Consider the following 19,500-nt stretch of genomic DNA (forward strand, 5'->3'; position numbering starts at 1 on the left):
TAGCATTTAATTATTACTGTACTGCGTCTCTTAATTTATCACTTACTTCTTCTACTGCTTTCTGCCAGTCAGCAACAGTTTTGTCACCGCTTACTACAGAGTCTACAGTTCCGAATAAAGTATCTTTCATGCTTACGCCTTCTACAGGAGCAGTTGCCTGGAATCCACCCATAACAGCAGTTGCACCATTGTCATATACGCTGTAGAACATTTTGTTGTCGCCTTCAAGATTTTCGCTTACACCAGCGATTGGCTGAACAGCGTTTGATTTAGCAAAGATCGCTGCCGCTTCATCTGAATACATATAAGCGATGAATTCTTTAGCCATATCTTTGTTTTCAGCAGCTGCTGGAATCCACATCTGTTCAAACCAGCAGAATGAGCTGCCTGCTCCACCATTGTTGACTGCTGGAAGTGCTGTGAATCCCCATTCAAAGCCATCAGCTCTTGGAGCATCTTTCATTTCGCCTGGTAACCAGGTACCATTTGGACAGAAGATTGCTTTGTTGTCTAAGATTAACTGCTGATTTTTTGTAAAGTTCTGGTCATTTGCATTTGCAACTGTTGTAGATTCAGTAAATGCAGCAAGTTTTCCACAGATGTCAAATACTTTTGTCAGGTCAGCGCTTTCCCAGATTCCATCATCATAGCTCATTGCTTTGTCAAATGTTTCTGATCCGCCTGCTGAAGAGATCAAAGCGAACATAAATGCATCAAAGTATCCAGTTGTAGGATATGTAAATAATGCGATTCCTTCTGCTTTAGCTTTTTCTCCTAATTCCCACATACCGTCCCAGGTAGTAGGTACTTCCCAGCCTTTTTCTTTCAGAAGACCAGCGTTATAAAATAAACCACATGGGCTGTAGAACATTGGTGCGTAGTAAGTTACGCCATCGCCGTATGGGTTAGTTGCTAACGTATCAACAAATCCTGGAACAATTTTATCTTTAACCTTTACATCTTCACCCGGTACAGTCATATCAAGTACATCTGTTAAAGGTTCTAACCCATTTTCTTTTGTTAAAGTTTCAGTTAAAGCCGCTTCACGTCCTGTTGCAAGATGAATAACATCTGGGTACTCTCCAGCTTTCATGCTTGGTGAAATTACATCTTCAATTTTTTTGTCGATCTGAAGTTCGATTTTCACACCTTCATGTGATGCTTCAAATGCTTTGCAGACTTCCGCCCACATGTCTGCACCATATCCGCCTTCAAATGCTGCCACCTTCAATACCTGTTCTTCTGCTGTGTCACCTTTTGCTGTCTCTTCTTTTGCTGTTTTTTCAGTATTCGTTTCTGCCGTATTTCCACAGCCAACTAACATTGAAGAAACCATGCTAACTGCTAAAATTACTGATAAAGCCTTTTTCATAATAACCTCCTCCAAAAATGTGTGTTTTCTTTTTTTAACATATTCTAATTATAGAATTCTGGTGCCATATCATCAATCTGATTATTGCGTATTTTTTTATATTTGTTGCTATTATGTATAATAAGCAATTAATATAGCATCGTTTTTTATCACATTTTACCATTCATATTATTGAGCAAATTCCGGCAATCTTCTTTTATTTGTTTTCCTGCCTTTTTTTCTTTTTGTATTCATTGGGAGAAATTCCAATCTTCTTTCGAAACGCCTGAGAAAAATATGATTGAGAGGAAAATCCAATCATACTTGAAATCTCCGCTATAGAATGATCCGTTGTTTCAAGCAATGCTTTGCTCTCTTCAATTCTCCTGTTGTTCAGGTAGTTGATCGGAGACATCCCTGTATACTTGGTAAATGCATGGATCAGATAGTACTTGTTCATATTTGTGATGCTGCTCAGGTTTTCGAGTGAAATGTTTTCTGAATAGTTGCTGTCGAAGTACCTTTTTACCTTGCTGCATTCCTTGCTGATATTCTTTGAAATTATGCCGTTGCTATCTTCAATGCTGAACTTATTATGCCTTGTAATCTGGATCAGAAGCACTTCCAACAGATTCTGGCATACAGCCTCATACTCTGTCTTCTTCCCTTCCATTTCCTTTACCATGGTCATCAGGTGAAACTGGAGCCGTTCTCTGTCATGTCCAAAGTTGCACATATTATAATGTATATAATTTTCTGCCTGGTTGAAGTTGAACATTAATCCGTCAATCCCCACCACAACGTATTCCATCGGCTGAGATACAATGGATTTTTCTGTATGCTCCACATTCGGATTGATAATCACAAGGTCTCCTTCTTTAACCGAAAACTCCTGATTCTCTACGATAAAACTTCCATTCCCCTTAAATACATAGAATAATTCTGCACAGTAATGGGAGTGTCTGGTACTGGGCCAGTCCTCTTCATATTTTGAAGTTGTCAAATACAATAGTTTTGTATTGAGTTTTCGGCTCGTTTTCTGGCTGTCAATTATATGTCTGTTATTTCCCATTCTCTTCACCTCATATAGACTGTCTTTTATTTCATCATAGCAATTCTGTCCTCTCTAAACCCTGCTGTTTTCACAAAAAAAGCCTTGCTGATCCTGCTTTCTTTATATTTCGGATAAATACAGCAAAAGATTAATGGAGGATATTTTTTTTATGTGTTTTGGTTTTATTGATATTCAAAAAAAAATCTTCTTTTACAAAATTATATACTGCCTGTGAATAATAAGCAATTCATACTTGTCAAATTCTACTTGCGCGTCATGCACATCCGCCATCTGCAGCACAGTGATACAAAACATGATATCAAAAAAAGACCCGGGAGATTATGTTTTCTACTCAAACATAATCTCCCGGGTCTCATTCGTTTTCCGGGTTTCTAAAACCGCTGAACCCCTGCTATAATGCGGATAAAGGGACTCGAACCCTTACGCCCTCGCGAGCGGCAGATTTTGAGTCTGCTGCGTCTGCCATTCCGCCACATCCGCTTAACTGGAACGAATTACATTTTATCATAATAATCCCAACATTGCAATAGTTTTTTTCATTTTCTATCATGTCCTAAAAAAATGCTCATCAATCCTGCGGATTGATGAGCATTTTCAATATTCTTTAGTATTCGATTTTAGAAAGGATATCAGAAAAATCAAATGTTGCAAAATAATCCTTTGGAGTTTCAGCCCTTCTGATCAGCTGTGTAGTTCCATCTTCCTTAAGGAGAATTTCGGCAGACTTCAGTTTTCCGTTGTAGTTGTATCCCATAGCAAATCCATGTGCACCCGTATCGTGGATTACAAGAAGGTCTCCCATGTCTATTTTAGGAAGCATACGGTCAATTGCAAATTTATCATTGTTTTCACAAAGAGATCCTGTAATGTCATATTTATGGTCGCAGGGTTCATTTTCTTTTCCCATGACTGTAATATGGTGGTATGCGCCGTACATTGCCGGTCTCATAAGATTTACCGCAGACGCATCGCAGCCGATGTATTCTTTGTATATATGTTTTTCATGTACAGCGGTTGTTACAAGGCATCCGTAAGGTCCCATCATGAATCTTCCGAGCTCCGTATAAATTGCAATATCACCCATTCCTGCCGGAACAAGTATTTCTTCAAATGCCTTTCTTACGCCTTCTCCGATCGCATAGATATCATTCGGTTCCTGTTCAGGCCTGTAAGGGATTCCGATTCCTCCTGAAAGGTTGATGAACTTGATATCTGCGCCTGTTTCTTTTTCGATTTCCACGGCAGTTTCAAAAAGGATTTTTGCAAGTGTCGGATAATATTCGTTTGTTACCGTGTTGCTTGCAAGGAAAGCATGTATTCCGAAATTCTTAACACCTTTTGATTTCAGGATCTTAAATCCCTCGAAAAGCTGCTCTTTCGTGAATCCGTATTTTGCATCTCCAGGATTGTCCATGATATCAGTGCTGATTTTGAACAGCCCGCCAGGGTTGAAGCGGCAGCTGATGGTTTCAGGAATTCCTGCTGTCTTTTCAAGGAAGTCTATATGGGTAAAATCGTCCAGATTGATTACTGCATCCATTTCTCTCGCATAAACGAACTCTTCTGCCGGAGTCGCATTTGAGGAGAACATGATGTCCTCTCCTTTAAAGCCAAGAGCCTGTGCCATCATAAGTTCTGTCATTGATGAGCAGTCGCAGCCGCAGCCATATTCCTTGAGAATATTGATCAGATAAGGATTTGGGGTCGCCTTTACTGCAAAATATTCCTTGAATCCCTTGTTCCAGGAAAAAGCCTCTTTCAACCTCTTTACATTTTCCCTGATTCCTTTTTCATCGTAAAGATGGAATGGGGTAGGATATTCTTTCGTAATTTCTTTCAACTGCTCAAGTGTAACAAATGTTTCTTTTTTCATATTTAAAAATCTCCTTTCGTAAGTTCAATTAGTTTTATCTCATTTCTCAGAGCCTCTTTCAGTACATCCACAAAATTCTGTTTTGATGCATAAAGGCAGGTTGACTGGTGTCCTTTTCCAAGCTCGCCTGTAAGCGCATAGCTTGAATCTGTAATGAGGCGTACCTGGCTTTCTTTTTTATCTCCCAGGTAGACTTTAGCACCTTCCAGTGAGTATTCTGTATCGGTCAAAATGACGACCTTGATATTTCTTCCAAGGAGCCTTTTCAGTTCCGGCGCAACAAGTTCAATCAGACTGACTGGCATCGATAGATAAATCCTCTGCTCGGTCCTGTCCAGCATATTCCTGATCTTGTCCAGGATGTGCCTGTCGCCTTCTATAGTGGCATAGCATTCCGGCTCTCTTTTATTCTCTGTCATATTGGCAGCAAGGTACTCTTTCATTTCTCCAAGCCTGCGTATTTTGTTTTCACAGAATTCAGTGACTGCCACCGCTGTATATTTAGTCGCAGAACCTTCGATTATATAGGCAGCCCCTTTTTCCACAAGACCCGCAAGGGCATTATATGCATTGGAGCGCGAGATCCCTGTGATTTTTGCAGCTTCATATCCCGTCATCTCTCCCTGCTCAGACATAGCAGCATATATGGTAGCTTCCTGCCGTGTCAGTCCGAACTGCGCAAGCCTGTCGACTATATGGTTGTCTTCCATCCATGCTCCTTTCCTCTGTCGATATTATGCAGCTGTTAAAAACGGCTTTCTCATATCATTCCAGAATGTCTCGATAGAATCTTCAGCATTTCTGCTTTGGTAAATAAATAGTGTTTCTATTTAGTAACACTATAATTCAAGATATTCCGTTTGTCAATATCCAAAAGAAAATCTCCGCAATGAATATAAAATTTTGAACACTTTTATATTGAATTTATGCTGAAAAAATGGTACTCTATCTCAGGTGTATATCACACAATTTATTATTTGGAGGACATTATGTCAACAGAATCAAACAAATCAACGATTGCCAATCCGGCTCCATTAGGACTGCTTGGATTCGGAATGACAACCTGTTTACTCAATCTGCATAACGCCGGAATCATTCCGCTTTCCATCGTTATCGTTGCAATGGGCTTTGCCCTGGGTGGAGCAGCACAGATTATCGCCGGTATTATGGAATTCAAGAAAAACAACACCTTCGGAGCTACAGCCTTTACGGCTTATGGATTCTTCTGGTGGTCGCTTATCCTGATCTGGATCAAGCCTTTCGGGAGCATCGACGCTGCAGACAGCAAGAGCATGGGCTTCTACTTAGGCCTCTGGTGCCTGTTTACCGCTTTCATGTTCGTTGGAACATTGAAGCACAACCGCGCTTCACAGGTGGTATTCGGCTCACTTACTATTCTCTTCCTTCTGCTTTCAGCAGCTAATTTCACAGGATCAGAAGCTATCCATACTGTTGCAGGATATGTTGGAATTTTCTGTGGACTCTCAGCAATCTACAATGCAATGGGACAGATCATCAACCAGGAATTTGGCAGAACAGTTATGCCTCTTTAATTTATTAATTCTGGTTTCAAAAAAACCTCCGTACTGATTACTCAGCCGGAGGTTTTTTGTTTATTCTTTTTCTGATTATTCTATCACGATAACTTTCATGTTGTTAGTAATTCCCGCTCTGCAGTCTGTAATATCATCAGCTGGCACACCTGAAGTCAGGACAATAATATCTCCCGCTTCCACAAATTTCTGCTTTTTAATGATATCAACTGACTCGTCAACTATGTTTTCTGCAGTTCCGCCCTTGCTGTCGACTCCGACAGATTTCAAAGGTGTAACACCCCAGTAGAGCTGCATTCTTCTTACCACTGAATCGTTAGGCGATACGCCAATGATATCAGTTTTTGGCTTTATTTTCGAAATAAGTCTCGGTGTAAGGCCTGAAATACTTGCAGCAACAATATATTTAGCATTCAGCTGCATTGCTGTCGCCACTGAAGAGTATCCTACTGCACCTGAAATCTCCATATCATTATAATTCTTCTTTTCATTCATAAGTGCATCATAATCAAGAGAAGGTTCTGTCGTCTCCGCAATATGCACCATCATCCTGAGTGCCTCAACAGGATATTTTCCCATTGCTGTTTCTCCTGAAAGCATGATTGCATCGGTTCCATCGTAAATAGCATTCGCAACATCGGTAACTTCCGCTCTTGTAGGGCGGGGGTTACGGATCATGGAATCCAGCATCTGCGTTGCTGTGATAACAGGCGTGTAATTTTCATTACATTTCTTGATTATCATTTTCTGCACTTTAGGAAGCTGTTCTACAGGAATTTCAACACCAAGATCGCCTCTTGCTACCATGATTCCATCGCTGCATCTGATGATCTCATCAATATTTTCGATTCCTTCTGCATTTTCGATTTTGGCTATGATCGCCATAGTTGAATTGTGCTCTTTCAGGATTTTTCTGATTTCTTTGATTGCATCCGCTGAACGCACGAAAGAAGCTGCAATGAAATCCATTCCCTGTTCAATACCAAAAATGATGTCGTCCTTATCCTTCTGGGTAAGGGCAGGAAGATTTATGCTTACATTAGGAACGTTTACACCCTTTTTACCGCCAAGCTCTCCGCCATTGATAATCGTACATACAACATTCTTATCGCTGACTTCCGTTACTTCAAGTTCGATCAGGCCGTCATCAATCAGAATTCTGTTTCCCGGAACAACATCATTCACAATTCCCGAATAGTTGATATGACCTGTCTTTTCATCTCCGACAATATCCTCAATCGTAAGTATATAAGTTTCTCCCTCTTTCAGGGTCACTTTCTTGTCATCCTTAAGAACACCCGTCCTGATTTCCGGACCTTTTGTATCTAAGAGCATTGCCACTGGAATTCCCAACTCTTCCCTAACACTCTTGAGAATGCTGATTCTGCCAAGCTGTTCTTCATGATCGCCATGAGAAAAATTAAACCTTGCCATATCCATTCCATTCTGTGCCAGCTGTAACATAGTTTCCCTGTTGTTTGTGTTCGGACCCATGGTGCAGATAATCTTTGTTTTCTTCATATACATTCCTCCAATTTTATAAATGAAGCCCCTTATGCATTGTATGAAACCAGATACAAAAGAGGCCTGTTTCTAATTTTATGATTTATACAGTTCCGGTTACTTTTTTATGTGGGTATGGGTAAACAAATGATCCTGGCAATACTCATAATTGCCGTCACATTTCGAACAGAAGCGGAACTCCAGATGATCCCCGTCATTTTCAGTTCTTCCGCATATTGCACATTTATGTTTTGTTACACCTGCATGTTTGACAGTCTGCTGCCTGTATGCATGCTGTCTGCGCCTGTTGGCTGCCGAAAAAACCTTAGCCTGCTTCCTTGTCGCATAAAAGAATATCAAAAAGTTGAGTATCGATAAAATAGCACTTACCGGCGTGATTAGATATAAAGGATTCTGATTCTGTACAGACGCATAGATGCCTGTCAATATTTCAAAAACGAAAAATGCCCCATTAAGCCATGCCAGATACTTTACTTTTACCGGTATTACGAAAAACAGCAGAAACTGTATGTCCGGATATACCGCCGCAAAGGCAAAGAAAAGCGACAGGTTCAGATAAGCAGTGTCAAAGCTGAAATTGTAGCCTGTTGCCAAAAACAGGATAATTGAAGTAACCACATGCATCAGCACCCCCGTGAAGAAATAGAGGTTGAACCTGAATGCTCCCCACTGGCGTTCCAGCTGGGTTCCAATCATATAGTAGAGATAAAGTGCGAATATCACAAATATATAGCTGCCTTCAGGCGGCTGTACCAGGAATGTCACTATCCTCCATACCTGGCCATGCAGAATCGCTTCCGCGTTCAGGGACAGATATTTTACGTACACCTCCGGTGCCAGCAGATTCACTGCCACGCCTATGCCGTAAAGAATAATGATGTAGTACATCAGATTGTGAACAGCATATTTTCCAAATTTTCTTTCCAGTTTATTAATAAAATTCATTGCTGCGCCTTTCTTAATTAAGGAAGTCCAAACCGTGTCTGTTTAAAACAATTTCTTTTTTGCCATAAAGAATGCTACTGCAAGGCTTACTATAAGTGAGAATATTATGACATATAAAAAACCGTAGGGATTTGACGCCCCCGGAACTCCCGCCGCATTGACATTCATTCCATAAAAGCTTGCTATCATAGTTGGAATTGACATTACGATCGTAACCGTAGCCAAAAACTTCATAACAATATTCAGGTTGTTTGAAATTACCGATGCGAAAGCATCCATGGTTCCGCTTAATATGCCGCTGTATATGTTAGCCATCTCGATGGCCTGCTTATTTTCAATGATTACATCCTCAAGAAGTTCCGTATCTTCAGGATACTGTTTGATTCTCTCTATTTTCAGAAGTTTTTCAAGAACCACTTCATTGGAACGAAGGGATGTCGTAAAATACACAAGGCTCTTTTCAAGTTCCAGCAGTTCGATCAGTTCCTGGTTCTTCGTCGATGCATGAAGCTTACGCTCGATTACTTCGCTCTTTTTATCTATTACCCTCAGGTAATTCAGAAACATAGTAGCATTCTTATACAGAATCTGAAGGATAAACCTTGTCTTCTTATATGTGTAGAAATTCCTTACCCTGCCGTCCATGAATGCACTGAGTACCGGCGTGTCTTCCAGGCACACTGTAAAAATCAGTTCATCCGTAATGATGATGCCAAGCGGAATTGTAACATACCAGTCCTTGTTGTTTCTTTCTTCGATAACAGGTATATCCACCAAAACCAGCGTATAATCTTCTTCGACCTCAATTCTCGACCGTTCTTCCTCATCAAGAGGCGCCCTGAGGTGGTTGATGTCAACCTTATACTCATTCGATATCTCCAGAATTTCGGCAGATGTAGGGTTTGTCAATGCCACCCAGCATCCTTCCTGTATTTCGCTGACCTGGTGCATTCCATTATCAATGGTTCTAAAGATTTTTATCATAAATCTGTAACCCCTTTCGATTGTCATTCCATAAGACAATCGAAGCTAACCTTGTCCTATGAATGTTATTTTATTTTGTTTTTTCTATATAAAATATACGTTTCCGGACTCGGCCCGCTTTCCATGGCGTTACACATCCTTTCTTTGTCCATATTAAAAGCTTTCACCATGAGCGAAAGCTTTCATCAACCTGACTAATTTTCATCAAACCCTATTATAGTTTCTCGCTTTCTATTTGTCAATCTATCCTTCTCCGCAATTCCAAGTTTCTGTTAATTTAATTTTAATTTGTATTTTGCTTTTCCCTGTCGTATAATGTTACGTGGTGCCAATTTTTACGTGGCACATTTAATAAGTAGAAACATTGAAATATCCATACGTGAGGAGGAGCAGTATTACTGCGATAACTATGAAGCAATCGAAATTATATACGTTAGGAATCGATATCGGTTCAACCACTGTTAAGATCGCTGTCTTAAATGACAGCCATGATATATTGTTTTCTGATTACGAGAGACATTATGCGAATATCCAGGATGTGCTCGCGAAATTATTATCCAGAGCCAGAGAAGAGCTCGGCAACCTTGAACTCTCACCGGTCATCACAGGCTCAGGCGGGCTTACTCTTGCCAAGCACCTTGGCATCCCTTTTGTTCAGGAGGTGATTGCCGTATCGACCGCACTTCAGCATGAAGCGCCCAAAACCGATGTTGCGATTGAACTTGGCGGCGAAGATGCGAAAATCATCTATTTTTCAGGTACCAGCATTGATCAGAGAATGAACGGAATCTGTGCCGGCGGTACAGGTTCCTTCATCGACCAGATGGCATCGCTTCTACAGACCGATGCGTCAGGCCTGAATGAATACGCAAAAAACTACAAGGAAATATATCCAATCGCTGCCCGCTGCGGTGTATTCGCGAAGTCGGATATCCAGCCCCTTATCAACGAGGGGGCTACAAAAGAGGATCTTGCCGCTTCCATATTCCAGGCTGTCGTAAACCAGACAATCAGCGGACTTGCATGCGGAAAGCCCATCAGAGGGCATATCGCATTCCTGGGCGGACCGCTCCATTTCCTTTCCAGCCTGAAGGAAACCTTTATCCGCACGCTGAAGCTTGACGATGAACATATTATTGCCCCGGAACATTCCCATCTTTTCGCAGCCATGGGATCTGCACTGAATGCGGACCTTTCTGTCAAAGCAGAACTGTCTTCGATCATTGACAGACTCTCTGCAAGCATAAAGATGGATTTTGAAGTTGCCAGGATGGAACCGCTTTTTAAAAACAAGGCGGAATATGCTGAATTTGAGGAGCGCCATAATGGCAATTCTGTAGTAACTGCTGATTTAGCTTCCTATGAAGGCAACTGCTTTCTTGGCATCGATGCCGGTTCCACAACGACAAAAGTCGCGCTGGTAGGCGAAGACGGCTCCCTGCTCTACTCCTTCTACAGCAGCAACAACGGAAGCCCTCTGGCAACAACAATTAAATCCATAAAGGAAATCTATAAAACGATTCCTTCGAGCGCATCTGTCGCCTATTCCTGTTCTACCGGATACGGTGAAGCCCTGATAAAGGCCGCCCTGATGCTTGATGAAGGAGAGGTCGAAACTGTAGCCCACTACTATGCTGCTGCTTTCTTCGATCCGGAAGTAGACTGCATTCTCGATATCGGCGGTCAGGATATGAAATGCATCAAGATTAAGAACAGTACCGTCGACAGTGTTCAGCTCAACGAAGCCTGTTCAGCAGGCTGTGGATCGTTCATTGAAACCTTTGCAAAATCCCTTAACTATTCTGTCGAAGATTTCGCAAAGACGGCTCTCTTCGCAGAGCATCCAATCGATCTCGGTACCAGATGCACCGTTTTCATGAACTCTAAAGTTAAGCAGGCCCAGAAGGAAGGCGCAAGCGTTTCCGATATTTCTGCCGGTCTGGCCTATTCAGTCATCAAGAATGCGCTGTTCAAGGTAATAAAGCTTACAAACACTAAGGAACTTGGAAAAAGGATCGTTGTTCAGGGCGGTACCTTCTACAATGACGCCGTACTCAGAAGCTTTGAAAAAATTTCAGGCTGCGAGGCCGTACGTCCTGACATTGCCGGCATAATGGGAGCCTTCGGTGCCGCCCTCATCGCAAGAGAACGGTATTCCGAGGACAAGGAAACCACCATGCTTTCAATGGAGAAAATCACCTCACTCCAATTCGGTACAAATATGGCAAGATGCAAGGGCTGTACAAACAGCTGTATGCTTACGATCAACAGATTTACAGGCGGACGCCAGTTCGTGACCGGCAACCGCTGTGAACGGGGTATCGGCAAGGAGAAGAACAGTGAAAACATTCCAAACCTCTTTGAATACAAGAACAAAAGGCTTTTTTCATATGCTCCCATAGAAGCAGATGAAGCCATAAGGGGAACCGTCGGCATTCCAAGAGTCCTCAATATGTTTGAGAATTACCCTTACTGGTTCACCTTCTTCAATGCTCTGAAATTCAAGGTTGTTCTCTCTCCGGAATCTAACAGGAAGATCTACGAGCTCGGCATTGACTCAATTCCAAGTGAATCGGAATGCTATCCGGCCAAGCTGGCTCACGGGCATGTTTCATGGCTGATCAAACAAGGGATCAATTTTATATTCTACCCTTGCATTCCTTATGAAAGAAATGAAATACCTGATGCAAACAACCACTACAACTGCCCTATCGTCACTTCCTATGCTGAAAACATCAAAAACAACATAGATGAAATCAAGACCGAGAAAATCAATTTCAAGAATCCGTTTATGAGTTTTGCAGACAAAGATCACCTTGCAAAACGTCTTTTTGAAGAACTTGGAGCAGAATTCTCAATATCCGAATCGGAAATCATGGCTGCCGCTGACCTGGCATGGAATGAAATGGAGCAGGCTCGTAAGGATGTGATGGCAAAAGGCGAAGAAACCCTGGCCTACCTTAAGGAAACAGGAAGAAGGGGCATTGTCCTTGCCGGCAGACCGTACCATATCGATCCGGAAATCAACCACGGAATTCCCGAACTCATAAACTCCTATGGAATTGCCGTACTTACGGAAGATTCCATTTCACACCTTTCTGAGGTCGAGCGTCCTCTGATTGTAATGGACCAGTGGATGTACCATTCCAGGCTGTATGCGGCTGCAAACCATGTCAAGACTGCAGACAACCTTGATCTGGTGCAGCTGAACTCATTCGGCTGCGGACTCGATGCAGTAACAACTGACAGTGTAAGCGATATACTGACAAATTCAGGAAAAATATATACTGTCCTTAAAATCGATGAAGTAAACAACTTAGGCGCTGCCAGAATCAGAATCCGTTCCCTGCTTTCGGCAATCCGCGTTCGTGAGCAGAAAAAGATCCAGCGTAAAGTCGTTTCTGCAGCATATGAACGAGTTGTATTTACCGAGCAGATGCGAAAGGAATACACCATTTTATGTCCTCAGATGTCACCAATCCATTTTGACCTGATCCAGCCTGCACTACAGTCCAGCGGGTATAATGTCGAGATTCTCGGAAATGACAACAAAGCAGCCGTAGACATAGGACTTCAGTATGTAAACAATGATGCGTGCTATCCTTCCCTGATGGTCGTAGGACAGATCATGGATGCCGTTCTTTCAGGAAAATATGATCTTGACAAGACAGCGGTAATCATTTCACAAACGGGCGGCGGCTGCAGGGCATCCAACTACATCGGTTTTATCAGAAGAGCTCTTGAAAAAGTCGGCTGTCCTCAGATTCCAGTAATATCACTTAATCTAAGCGGTCTGGAGTCGAATCCCGGATTTAAGTTTACGATGCCGATGCTGTTAAAAGCAATGTATGCATTGGAATTCGGTGATATATTCATGAGGGTCCTTTATCGAGTGCGTCCATACGAGGCAGTTCCTGGTTCAGCAAATGCCCTTCATGAAAAGTGGAAGAAGATCTGCATCAAATTCGTATCGAAAAAGATGCCTTCTTATTTTGAATACCAGAAGATCTGCCGCGACATCATAAGGGATTTCGATACGCTTCCGATTCTGGACATCAAGAAACCAAAAGTCGGAATCGTCGGCGAAATACTTGTAAAATTCCTTCCTGCGGCAAACAACTACCTCGTAGACCTTCTTGAGTCTGAAGGCGCTGAAGCCGTAGTGCCTGACCTTATGGACTTCCTGATGTACAGTTTCAAAAACAGCGAGTTCAAGCACAGGTATCTCGGTATGAGCAAATCTGCCGCAATGAAAACAAGGCTTGGAATCAATTTCATGGAGATGTTCAGGAACACTGCCAAAAAGGAATTCGAAAGAAGCATCCATTTCACGCCTCCGACTCATATAGACAAAATAGCCGACATGGCTTCACCGATTGTATCTCTCGGTAATCAGACAGGCGAAGGATGGTTCCTTACAGGCGAAATGCTTGAGCTTATCCACAACGGAACCGGCAACATAGTATGCGCCCAGCCATTCGGCTGCCTTCCAAATCATGTCGTAGGAAAAGGCGTCATAAAGGAACTGCATCATCAATATCCTCTTGCTAATATCGTTGCGATCGACTACGATCCCGGTGCTAGCGAGGTTAACCAGCTTAACCGTATCAAGCTTATGCTTTCGACGGCTCATAAAAATCTGGCTTAAGGAATAGTATCACAGTATGAATTTACATGCTGTTCCTGAATTTCATAAAGAAAAGCGTGAAAATCCATGGATTTTCACGCTTTTCTTTCTTTCTTTCTTTCTTTCTTTCTTTCTTTCTTTTTTCTTTCAGCCACTCAAATCAGGTACACCCGAAATGTACCCTATAGACTAGACACTTTGAGTTTTCAAAACCCTTTCCATACGACTACAGATTTTATACCGTTCTAAACAGCCGCCCGTAATCTCAAAGTCAGATATCCTCTATCTGCCAGTCAACCGGCTCAACTCCATTTTCTTCAAGAAATGTATTCGTTCTGCTAAATACCCTGCTTCCGAAAAATCCCCTGTATGCCGAAAGCGGACTGGGGTGTGCTGACTCCAGTACAAGATGTTTTGGATTTGTCAGCATCGTTTTTTTCTTCTGCGCCGGCTTCCCCCAAAGGATGATTACAATTGGTCTGTCCACTGCATCAACTGCCCTTATTACGGCATCCGTAAACTGCTCCCATCCTTTCCCCTGGTGGGAATTTGCCTGGTGTGCCCTTACAGTAAGCACAGTATTCAGAAGAAGAACTCCCTGGTCAGCCCATTTTTTCAGATAGCCATTATTCGGTATATAGCATCCAAGATCATCTTGAAGTTCCTTATATACATTTTTCAGGGATGGCGGAATCGTCTTCTGGTCTTCAGGCACTGAGAAGCTTAATCCGTGAGCCTGATTATCATTATGATACGGATCCTGCCCCAGGATCAGAACCTTCACCCTGCTCAGGGGCGTAAGGTGAAAAGCATTGAAAACATCGTCTGCCGGAGGGAAAATGAGTTCCGATTCATATTCTCTCTTCACAAAATCATCTAATTCCAAATAGTATGGTTTCTTAAGCTCGTCTCCAATTGCATCAAGCCAGTCATTCTGAATCATTTCCATCCGTATTTCTCCTCACCAAACTCAAAAGCCGCCCTTAAAAGGCGGCCCTGTTATTATTATTCATCGAATCCACATGAAACGCATTGTAGTCCATGTATAGCTTCCTACAGCCTGACAGGGACTCCCTTGCCATCAAGGTATGTCTTTACATCTTTGATCTCAAGTTCTTTGTAATGGAACAAGGACGCAGCAAGTGCTGCATCAGCCTTACCCTCTGTTAGCGCTTCATAGAAGTGTTCCATATTTCCTGCTCCGCCTGAAGCAATTACAGGGACCGAAACATTTTCGGAAATCAGGCGGGTCAGTTCCAGGTCGTAGCCTGCCTTTGTACCGTCGCAGTCCATGCTTGTAAGAAGTATCTCTCCTGCGCCCAGACTGTCGACTTTTCGAGCCCATTCAATGGCATCAATCCCTGTGTCGATCCTTCCGCCATTTTTATAGATATTCCAGCCCGAACCATCTGCTCTTCGCCTTGCATCTATAGCGACTACAACGCACTGACTTCCAAATTTCTCGGCTGCCTCGCTGATAAGAGCAGGATTGTTGATTGCTGATGAATTGATTGAAATCTTATCAGCGCCTTCTCTGAGCAATGCTTTAAAATCATCGACTGTACGGATTCCGCCGCCTACCGTAAACGGTATAAACACCTTTTCAGCGACCTTCCTTACCATTTCTATAACCGTTTCCCTTGCATCGGAAGATGCTGTTATATCCAAGAATACGATTTCATCGGCTCCAGCCTTGTCATAAGCTGCCGCGATTTCCACCGGATCACCGGCATCTCTCAGATTTACAAAGTTAACGCCTTTGACAACTCTGCCGTTATGTACATCAAGGCAGGGAATTATTCTCTTCGTATGCATATATCTTCATGGCAATCCAGGACTGCCTTTCCTCCTCTTACAGATTTGCAAAATTTTTAAGTATAGTCAGCCCTATTTCACCGCTCTTCTCCGGATGGAACTGGCATGCAAAAACATTCCCTTTTTCAACCGATGCATGTATGAGGGTGCTGTATTCCGTCGTTGCCTTTACTATTTCCAGCTCTGCCGCTTTTAGGTAATAGGAATGCACAAAATACACATAAGAACTTTTTGGTATTCCTTTGAAAAGCCTTCCATCACCCGAAAACTCAAGCGAATTCCATCCCATATGCGGGATTTTCAGCCCTTCTTTTTCCGGTATTCTGAGTATTTCTCCTTTCAGGATTCCGAGTCCCTCAATGCCAGGGCTTTCATCGCTTCTCTCAAAAAGAAGCTGGAGACCAAGGCAGATGCCTAAAAATGGCTTTCCAATTCTGGCCACTTCTTTAATTACTTCTACAAGATTGTATTCCTTGAGTTTACCCATCGCATCGCCAAAAGACCCTACACCCGGCAGTATCACCTTATCTGCGGCCAAAATCGTATTTCTGTCTCTTGTAACTATCACTTCTTCGCCAAGAAAAACGAGAGCTTTTTCGACGCTCTTCAAATTCCCTGCATCATAATCGATTATAGCTATCATCTGTTCACTTCCTTAATAAATTGTTTTCCCATCATTATTCCGTCGACGTGACTTTTATCCTGCTGTTCATGGCCTTTGCCTGGTCAAATCCTATTCCAAAATCCTCCACAAGAGCTTTTTCTATCTGAATCCTTATATCTTCGAATTCCGATGCCACTCCCGCTTCCGCTGCAAGAACTGCATAATCGTCATATTTTCCAACTCCCTTGATCAGGGAATCCAGAGCTTCTGTATTATACCCCAGCCTCTTGTAATTCACATACGAATCAAACTGCTTGTCCAGCTTCATGATTATCCTGATCCGGTCGTAAAGCACCCTGTCCTCTTCCTTAATCTCCATCCCAGCCAAATGTTCATAGGCTTCATTGTACTTCTGTCGTAAAAAATAACTTTCTGCCGTATCTATGCGGTTTGAATAGGAAACAACAGATGTCCCCAGAATAATAAGAACCAGCAGTGAGAAGCACATCAACAGAGGGAGTACGATATGCATGACCGGAAGCGGTTTTAAGGGTTCCTCACAGACCACCGGCTTAGGCAGCCTTTCCCTTTTTTTCCTTTTTGATTTCTTATCTTCCAGCGATTTTACTTTTTTCGTCTTTTTCTTTCGTTCTTTTTCAGTTCTTTCAAATTCTTTAAGGATTGCTTCATTTTCATCCGGATCTTCGCTAACCATATCTGCACGCACGACCCGTTTCTGTTTTTTCTTAAAGAGTTTTGCAAAAAGGCTTTCTTCCTTGATTTTACCTTTTTTGCTATCATCTTTAACCTCTTTTGGAATCTGTTCAATATTCTCTTCATTTCCGATCAGGTCTCCTATAAAGGAGAGATCCTCGTCATCCGGCATTGTTCCAAGCATTTCCAGTAGATCCATCTCGGATTCTTGCGAACTCCAAACAGAATCATCCTGTCCATCCTTTCCAAATCCTCCTGCCGTAGAAATAATTGCATCAAGTTCCTCCAAAAGACTCATATCATCCTTATCTGTATACTCTTCATGCTTCACTTATAACACCTCCGTATGTATGGATTCATGAAATATTCCGTCTTAGTTTATCATAAAATTGCAGGTTATACAATTCACAAATTACGTATAAATTCTACCGGATCAGCCGCAATGCTTACTCCTTTTTCAGCCAATTCTTCCGTCAGCTGAGGCAGTCTGCTATTAACCCTAAAAAAGTGAGCTTTCTGATTTATAAATGCTATTTTTTCAAATGGCCATCTGATTACTGTGGGAAATGCGAATCCTACCCCAAGTTCCAGAATACAAAGCTCTCTGTTGATCGTATTTTGAAGCCATTTTGTATATTTCTCCCATTGTGGAAGATATGCGTCCTCAAAATAATTCTCATTTTTCACTGTATGCATTACAGCTTCTCCGCCACAATAAGGACATCCAGGCTTCTTTAAGCTGCTGATTAAAGTGCCCTCTGCCCTTACAGCATCTATAATTCTATCTTCCTCCGAATCTGCATCCCATACCTTATTGCAGCATTTGTCCCTGCACTGGAGCAGTTCCCGGTTACCACATGGCGATACAACTCTGCCCGGATCAAATCCCCCATGTAGTATCAGCCCGTCCGAATTAGTCGTTACAACAAAATAATCTTTAGCTTTTACTTTTTCAAAAAGAACCTGGTATGCATCCAGCTGTCTGATGTCTCTCGCACCAGATCTATATTTTTCTTTTAAATAATAATTTCTAAGAAATGCAGCTATCCAATCAGTTTCCGCACCAGCTTTTTCATTTTCTTTCTTTTCAATAAATTTTTTATATAAATCATATTCTTCAATATCAGCATTTTCAGCACTGAATTCCTCACCAATTCCTATTAGCACGTACCTGGATTTGTCTATGGCTTCAAGTATTTCAGTAATTCCCTTTTCCATTTTTGCTTTCCTTTCCTTTTGAATATTTATACAGCGTATGCCTGTTATTCTACTGTCTCATTAACATCGCTAATATATAATAACACAATATCTCCTGAAGGTAAAAAGAAAGCTGAAAATCTTATACCTGTTCCCGAACAGGCAATATCGAATCGATTACCTGGATCTGATTCCCTGGATCTAATTCCCTGTTTCAGGATTTATATCTGATACGATTTTTTCAAAATCTAAAATCGTTATTTTCCGCTCTTCAATTTGGACTATACCAGTTATTGAACATTCCTGAATATCGTCGGTTATCTGATCAGGTTTTATTATGTCGGCCCAGGAAACTCTGTTAATTCCCAAAACTGCATCAACATGAAATGCTATATTTAGTTTGTTCAAATTTGTAATTACAAACATGCCTGACTCATTTCCGCAACTCAAAGAAAGTGACTTTCTTAGATTTATAACCGATATGATCGTATCCCTAAGTACAAAGATTCCTTCTATGCATGGGTGCGAATTCGGAATCGGCGTAACATTGCAAAAGGGTAGAATCTCCATTGTTTTTGCCACATTAATTCCATAATGGCCATCTTCCAAAGTAAACTCTAATATCTCGACTTCATTTGTTCCATTTTCCAGCAATATATTAGTATCCATATTTATTACCCTCCCTGGCAGCTTATGCAAACTTTACTGCATTAATTTATTATCTTAAAACAAAACATACTAACCGGTTATTTAATTGTTTTGGCAATCAAACTTTACGCAACCATCCTGTCATCATATATATCGGCTCAAATTTCCAAATTCTAACCACTTGACGAATTATTATAAACGGAAGTAATCTTATTATAACCTTTTATTTATATGAAATTCTTCGAATTTCATATAAATAAAAAAACAGCCTCTAAAGGCCGTCTTTATAATTCTACTGATATATCATATGTATCTTCAAAACTACACACTCAAACTATTCAATCATCCATTTTTTGTTCTATCCTATGAACCACTGCACACCTAAGTGCTTATGGTCAAGCCCTCGACCTATTAGTAACAGTCAGCTCCACATGTTGCCATGCTTCCACCTCTGTCCTATCCACCTCGTCGTCTTCAAGGGGTCTTACTAGCTTATGCTATGAGATATCTCATCTTGAGGGGGGCTTCACGCTTAGATGCCTTCAGCGTTTATCCCTGCCGAACTTGGCTACTCTGCCATGCCATTGGTA

The 19,500-nt window shown here is 41.7% G+C and carries 15 protein-coding genes, 1 tRNA gene and 1 rRNA gene; 2 read left to right on the forward strand and 15 right to left on the reverse strand.

The genetic code is table 11. The features are described from left to right. Positions 1-13: 13 nt before the first annotated feature. The 5 genes from BJR36_RS02935 to BJR36_RS02955 all read right to left on the reverse strand — a co-directional run bounded on the left by BJR36_RS02935 (position 14) and on the right by BJR36_RS02955 (position 5,009). Positions 14-1,372 carry a carbohydrate ABC transporter substrate-binding protein gene (locus BJR36_RS02935; RefSeq protein ID WP_091229790.1) on the reverse strand — a complete coding sequence of 453 codons (1,359 nt, stop codon included), beginning with the start codon at positions 1,370-1,372 and terminating at the stop codon, positions 14-16. Positions 1,373-1,568: 196 nt separating this feature from the next. Next, entirely contained in the window at positions 1,569-2,423 is an 855-nt protein-coding gene (locus BJR36_RS02940; protein WP_091229793.1) for an AraC family transcriptional regulator, read from the reverse strand. Between the two features lie 400 nt (positions 2,424-2,823). Then, positions 2,824-2,906 (reverse strand) — tRNA-Leu (locus BJR36_RS02945). A gap of 124 nt (positions 2,907-3,030) precedes the next feature. Continuing rightward, on the reverse strand, positions 3,031-4,299 hold the full coding sequence (locus BJR36_RS02950) for a diaminopimelate decarboxylase (protein ID WP_091229795.1): 1,269 nt from the start codon (positions 4,297-4,299) through the stop codon (positions 3,031-3,033). Positions 4,300-4,301: 2 nt separating this feature from the next. Then, entirely contained in the window at positions 4,302-5,009 is a 708-nt protein-coding gene (locus tag BJR36_RS02955) for a TrmB family transcriptional regulator (protein ID WP_091229798.1), read from the reverse strand. Positions 5,010-5,288: 279 nt separating this feature from the next. Between BJR36_RS02955 and BJR36_RS02960 the strand changes: the two genes are divergently transcribed. After that, a complete protein-coding gene (locus tag BJR36_RS02960; protein ID WP_091229800.1) occupies positions 5,289-5,852 on the forward strand; it encodes an acetate uptake transporter in 564 nt (187 codons plus the stop codon). 75 nt (positions 5,853-5,927) lie between these two features. Here BJR36_RS02960 and pyk read toward each other — a convergent pair whose 3' ends face one another. The 3 genes from pyk to BJR36_RS02975 all read right to left on the reverse strand — a co-directional run bounded on the left by pyk (position 5,928) and on the right by BJR36_RS02975 (position 9,305). Further along, positions 5,928-7,373: a pyruvate kinase gene (gene pyk / locus BJR36_RS02965; RefSeq protein WP_091229802.1), complete on the reverse strand. Its 1,446-nt coding sequence runs from the start codon at positions 7,371-7,373 to the stop codon at positions 5,928-5,930. 99 nt (positions 7,374-7,472) lie between these two features. Then, a complete protein-coding gene (locus tag BJR36_RS02970; protein ID WP_091229804.1) occupies positions 7,473-8,321 on the reverse strand; it encodes a rhomboid family protein in 849 nt (282 codons plus the stop codon). A 42-nt stretch (positions 8,322-8,363) separates the two neighbouring features. Beyond that, complete coding sequence (locus BJR36_RS02975; protein ID WP_091229806.1) at positions 8,364-9,305, reverse strand: magnesium transporter CorA family protein; 942 nt, start codon at positions 9,303-9,305, stop codon at positions 8,364-8,366. A gap of 409 nt (positions 9,306-9,714) precedes the next feature. Between BJR36_RS02975 and BJR36_RS02980 the strand changes: the two genes are divergently transcribed. After that, on the forward strand, positions 9,715-13,953 hold the full coding sequence (locus BJR36_RS02980; protein WP_091229809.1) for a 2-hydroxyacyl-CoA dehydratase: 4,239 nt from the start codon (positions 9,715-9,717) through the stop codon (positions 13,951-13,953). Between the two features lie 250 nt (positions 13,954-14,203). On the opposite strand, the gene BJR36_RS02985 is transcribed toward BJR36_RS02980, so the two are convergent. The 7 genes from BJR36_RS02985 to BJR36_RS03015 all read right to left on the reverse strand — a co-directional run. Next, positions 14,204-14,881, reverse strand: coding sequence for a uracil-DNA glycosylase (locus BJR36_RS02985; protein ID WP_091229812.1), 678 nt, complete (start codon positions 14,879-14,881; stop codon positions 14,204-14,206). 104 nt (positions 14,882-14,985) lie between these two features. Beyond that, a complete protein-coding gene (hisF, locus tag BJR36_RS02990) occupies positions 14,986-15,747 on the reverse strand; it encodes an imidazole glycerol phosphate synthase subunit HisF (protein WP_091229813.1) in 762 nt (253 codons plus the stop codon). Between the two features lie 37 nt (positions 15,748-15,784). Continuing rightward, positions 15,785-16,390, reverse strand: a complete 606-nt coding sequence (gene hisH / locus BJR36_RS02995) for an imidazole glycerol phosphate synthase subunit HisH (RefSeq protein ID WP_091229816.1) — start codon at positions 16,388-16,390, stop codon at positions 15,785-15,787. Between the two features lie 34 nt (positions 16,391-16,424). Next, on the reverse strand, positions 16,425-17,396 hold the full coding sequence (locus tag BJR36_RS03000) for a hypothetical protein (protein ID WP_091229818.1): 972 nt from the start codon (positions 17,394-17,396) through the stop codon (positions 16,425-16,427). 74 nt (positions 17,397-17,470) lie between these two features. Continuing rightward, a complete protein-coding gene (locus BJR36_RS03005; protein WP_091229821.1) occupies positions 17,471-18,283 on the reverse strand; it encodes an SIR2 family NAD-dependent protein deacylase in 813 nt (270 codons plus the stop codon). Positions 18,284-18,463: 180 nt separating this feature from the next. Continuing rightward, the gene (locus BJR36_RS03010; RefSeq protein WP_091229825.1) at positions 18,464-18,931 is read right to left on the reverse strand and encodes a chemotaxis protein CheW; all 468 of its coding nucleotides are present in this window, start codon (positions 18,929-18,931) and stop codon (positions 18,464-18,466) included. Positions 18,932-19,301: 370 nt separating this feature from the next. Further along, positions 19,302-19,500, reverse strand: a 23S ribosomal RNA gene (locus tag BJR36_RS03015); the annotation flags it as partial.

Source organism: Anaerobium acetethylicum (assembly GCF_900096945.1).
Classification (GTDB): domain Bacteria; phylum Bacillota; class Clostridia; order Lachnospirales; family Lachnospiraceae; genus Anaerobium; species Anaerobium acetethylicum.

What these genes read in the sequence shown, in the direction of transcription:
- BJR36_RS02935 (WP_091229790.1), bottom strand. Translation starts at nt 1,372, where the DNA reads ATGAAAAAGGCTTTATCAGTAATTTTAGCAGTTAGCATGGTTTCTTCA.
- BJR36_RS02940 (WP_091229793.1), bottom strand. Translation starts at nt 2,423, where the DNA reads ATGGGAAATAACAGACATATAATTGACAGCCAGAAAACGAGCCGAAAA.
- BJR36_RS02950 (WP_091229795.1), bottom strand. Translation starts at nt 4,299, where the DNA reads ATGAAAAAAGAAACATTTGTTACACTTGAGCAGTTGAAAGAAATTACG.
- BJR36_RS02955 (WP_091229798.1), bottom strand. Translation starts at nt 5,009, where the DNA reads ATGGAAGACAACCATATAGTCGACAGGCTTGCGCAGTTCGGACTGACA.
- BJR36_RS02960 (WP_091229800.1), top strand. Translation starts at nt 5,289, where the DNA reads ATGTCAACAGAATCAAACAAATCAACGATTGCCAATCCGGCTCCATTA.
- pyk (WP_091229802.1), bottom strand. Translation starts at nt 7,373, where the DNA reads ATGAAGAAAACAAAGATTATCTGCACCATGGGTCCGAACACAAACAAC.
- BJR36_RS02970 (WP_091229804.1), bottom strand. Translation starts at nt 8,321, where the DNA reads ATGAATTTTATTAATAAACTGGAAAGAAAATTTGGAAAATATGCTGTT.
- BJR36_RS02975 (WP_091229806.1), bottom strand. Translation starts at nt 9,305, where the DNA reads ATGATAAAAATCTTTAGAACCATTGATAATGGAATGCACCAGGTCAGC.
- BJR36_RS02980 (WP_091229809.1), top strand. Translation starts at nt 9,715, where the DNA reads ATGAAGCAATCGAAATTATATACGTTAGGAATCGATATCGGTTCAACC.
- BJR36_RS02985 (WP_091229812.1), bottom strand. Translation starts at nt 14,881, where the DNA reads ATGGAAATGATTCAGAATGACTGGCTTGATGCAATTGGAGACGAGCTT.
- hisF (WP_091229813.1), bottom strand. Translation starts at nt 15,747, where the DNA reads ATGCATACGAAGAGAATAATTCCCTGCCTTGATGTACATAACGGCAGA.
- hisH (WP_091229816.1), bottom strand. Translation starts at nt 16,390, where the DNA reads ATGATAGCTATAATCGATTATGATGCAGGGAATTTGAAGAGCGTCGAA.
- BJR36_RS03005 (WP_091229821.1), bottom strand. Translation starts at nt 18,283, where the DNA reads ATGGAAAAGGGAATTACTGAAATACTTGAAGCCATAGACAAATCCAGG.
- BJR36_RS03010 (WP_091229825.1), bottom strand. Translation starts at nt 18,931, where the DNA reads ATGGATACTAATATATTGCTGGAAAATGGAACAAATGAAGTCGAGATA.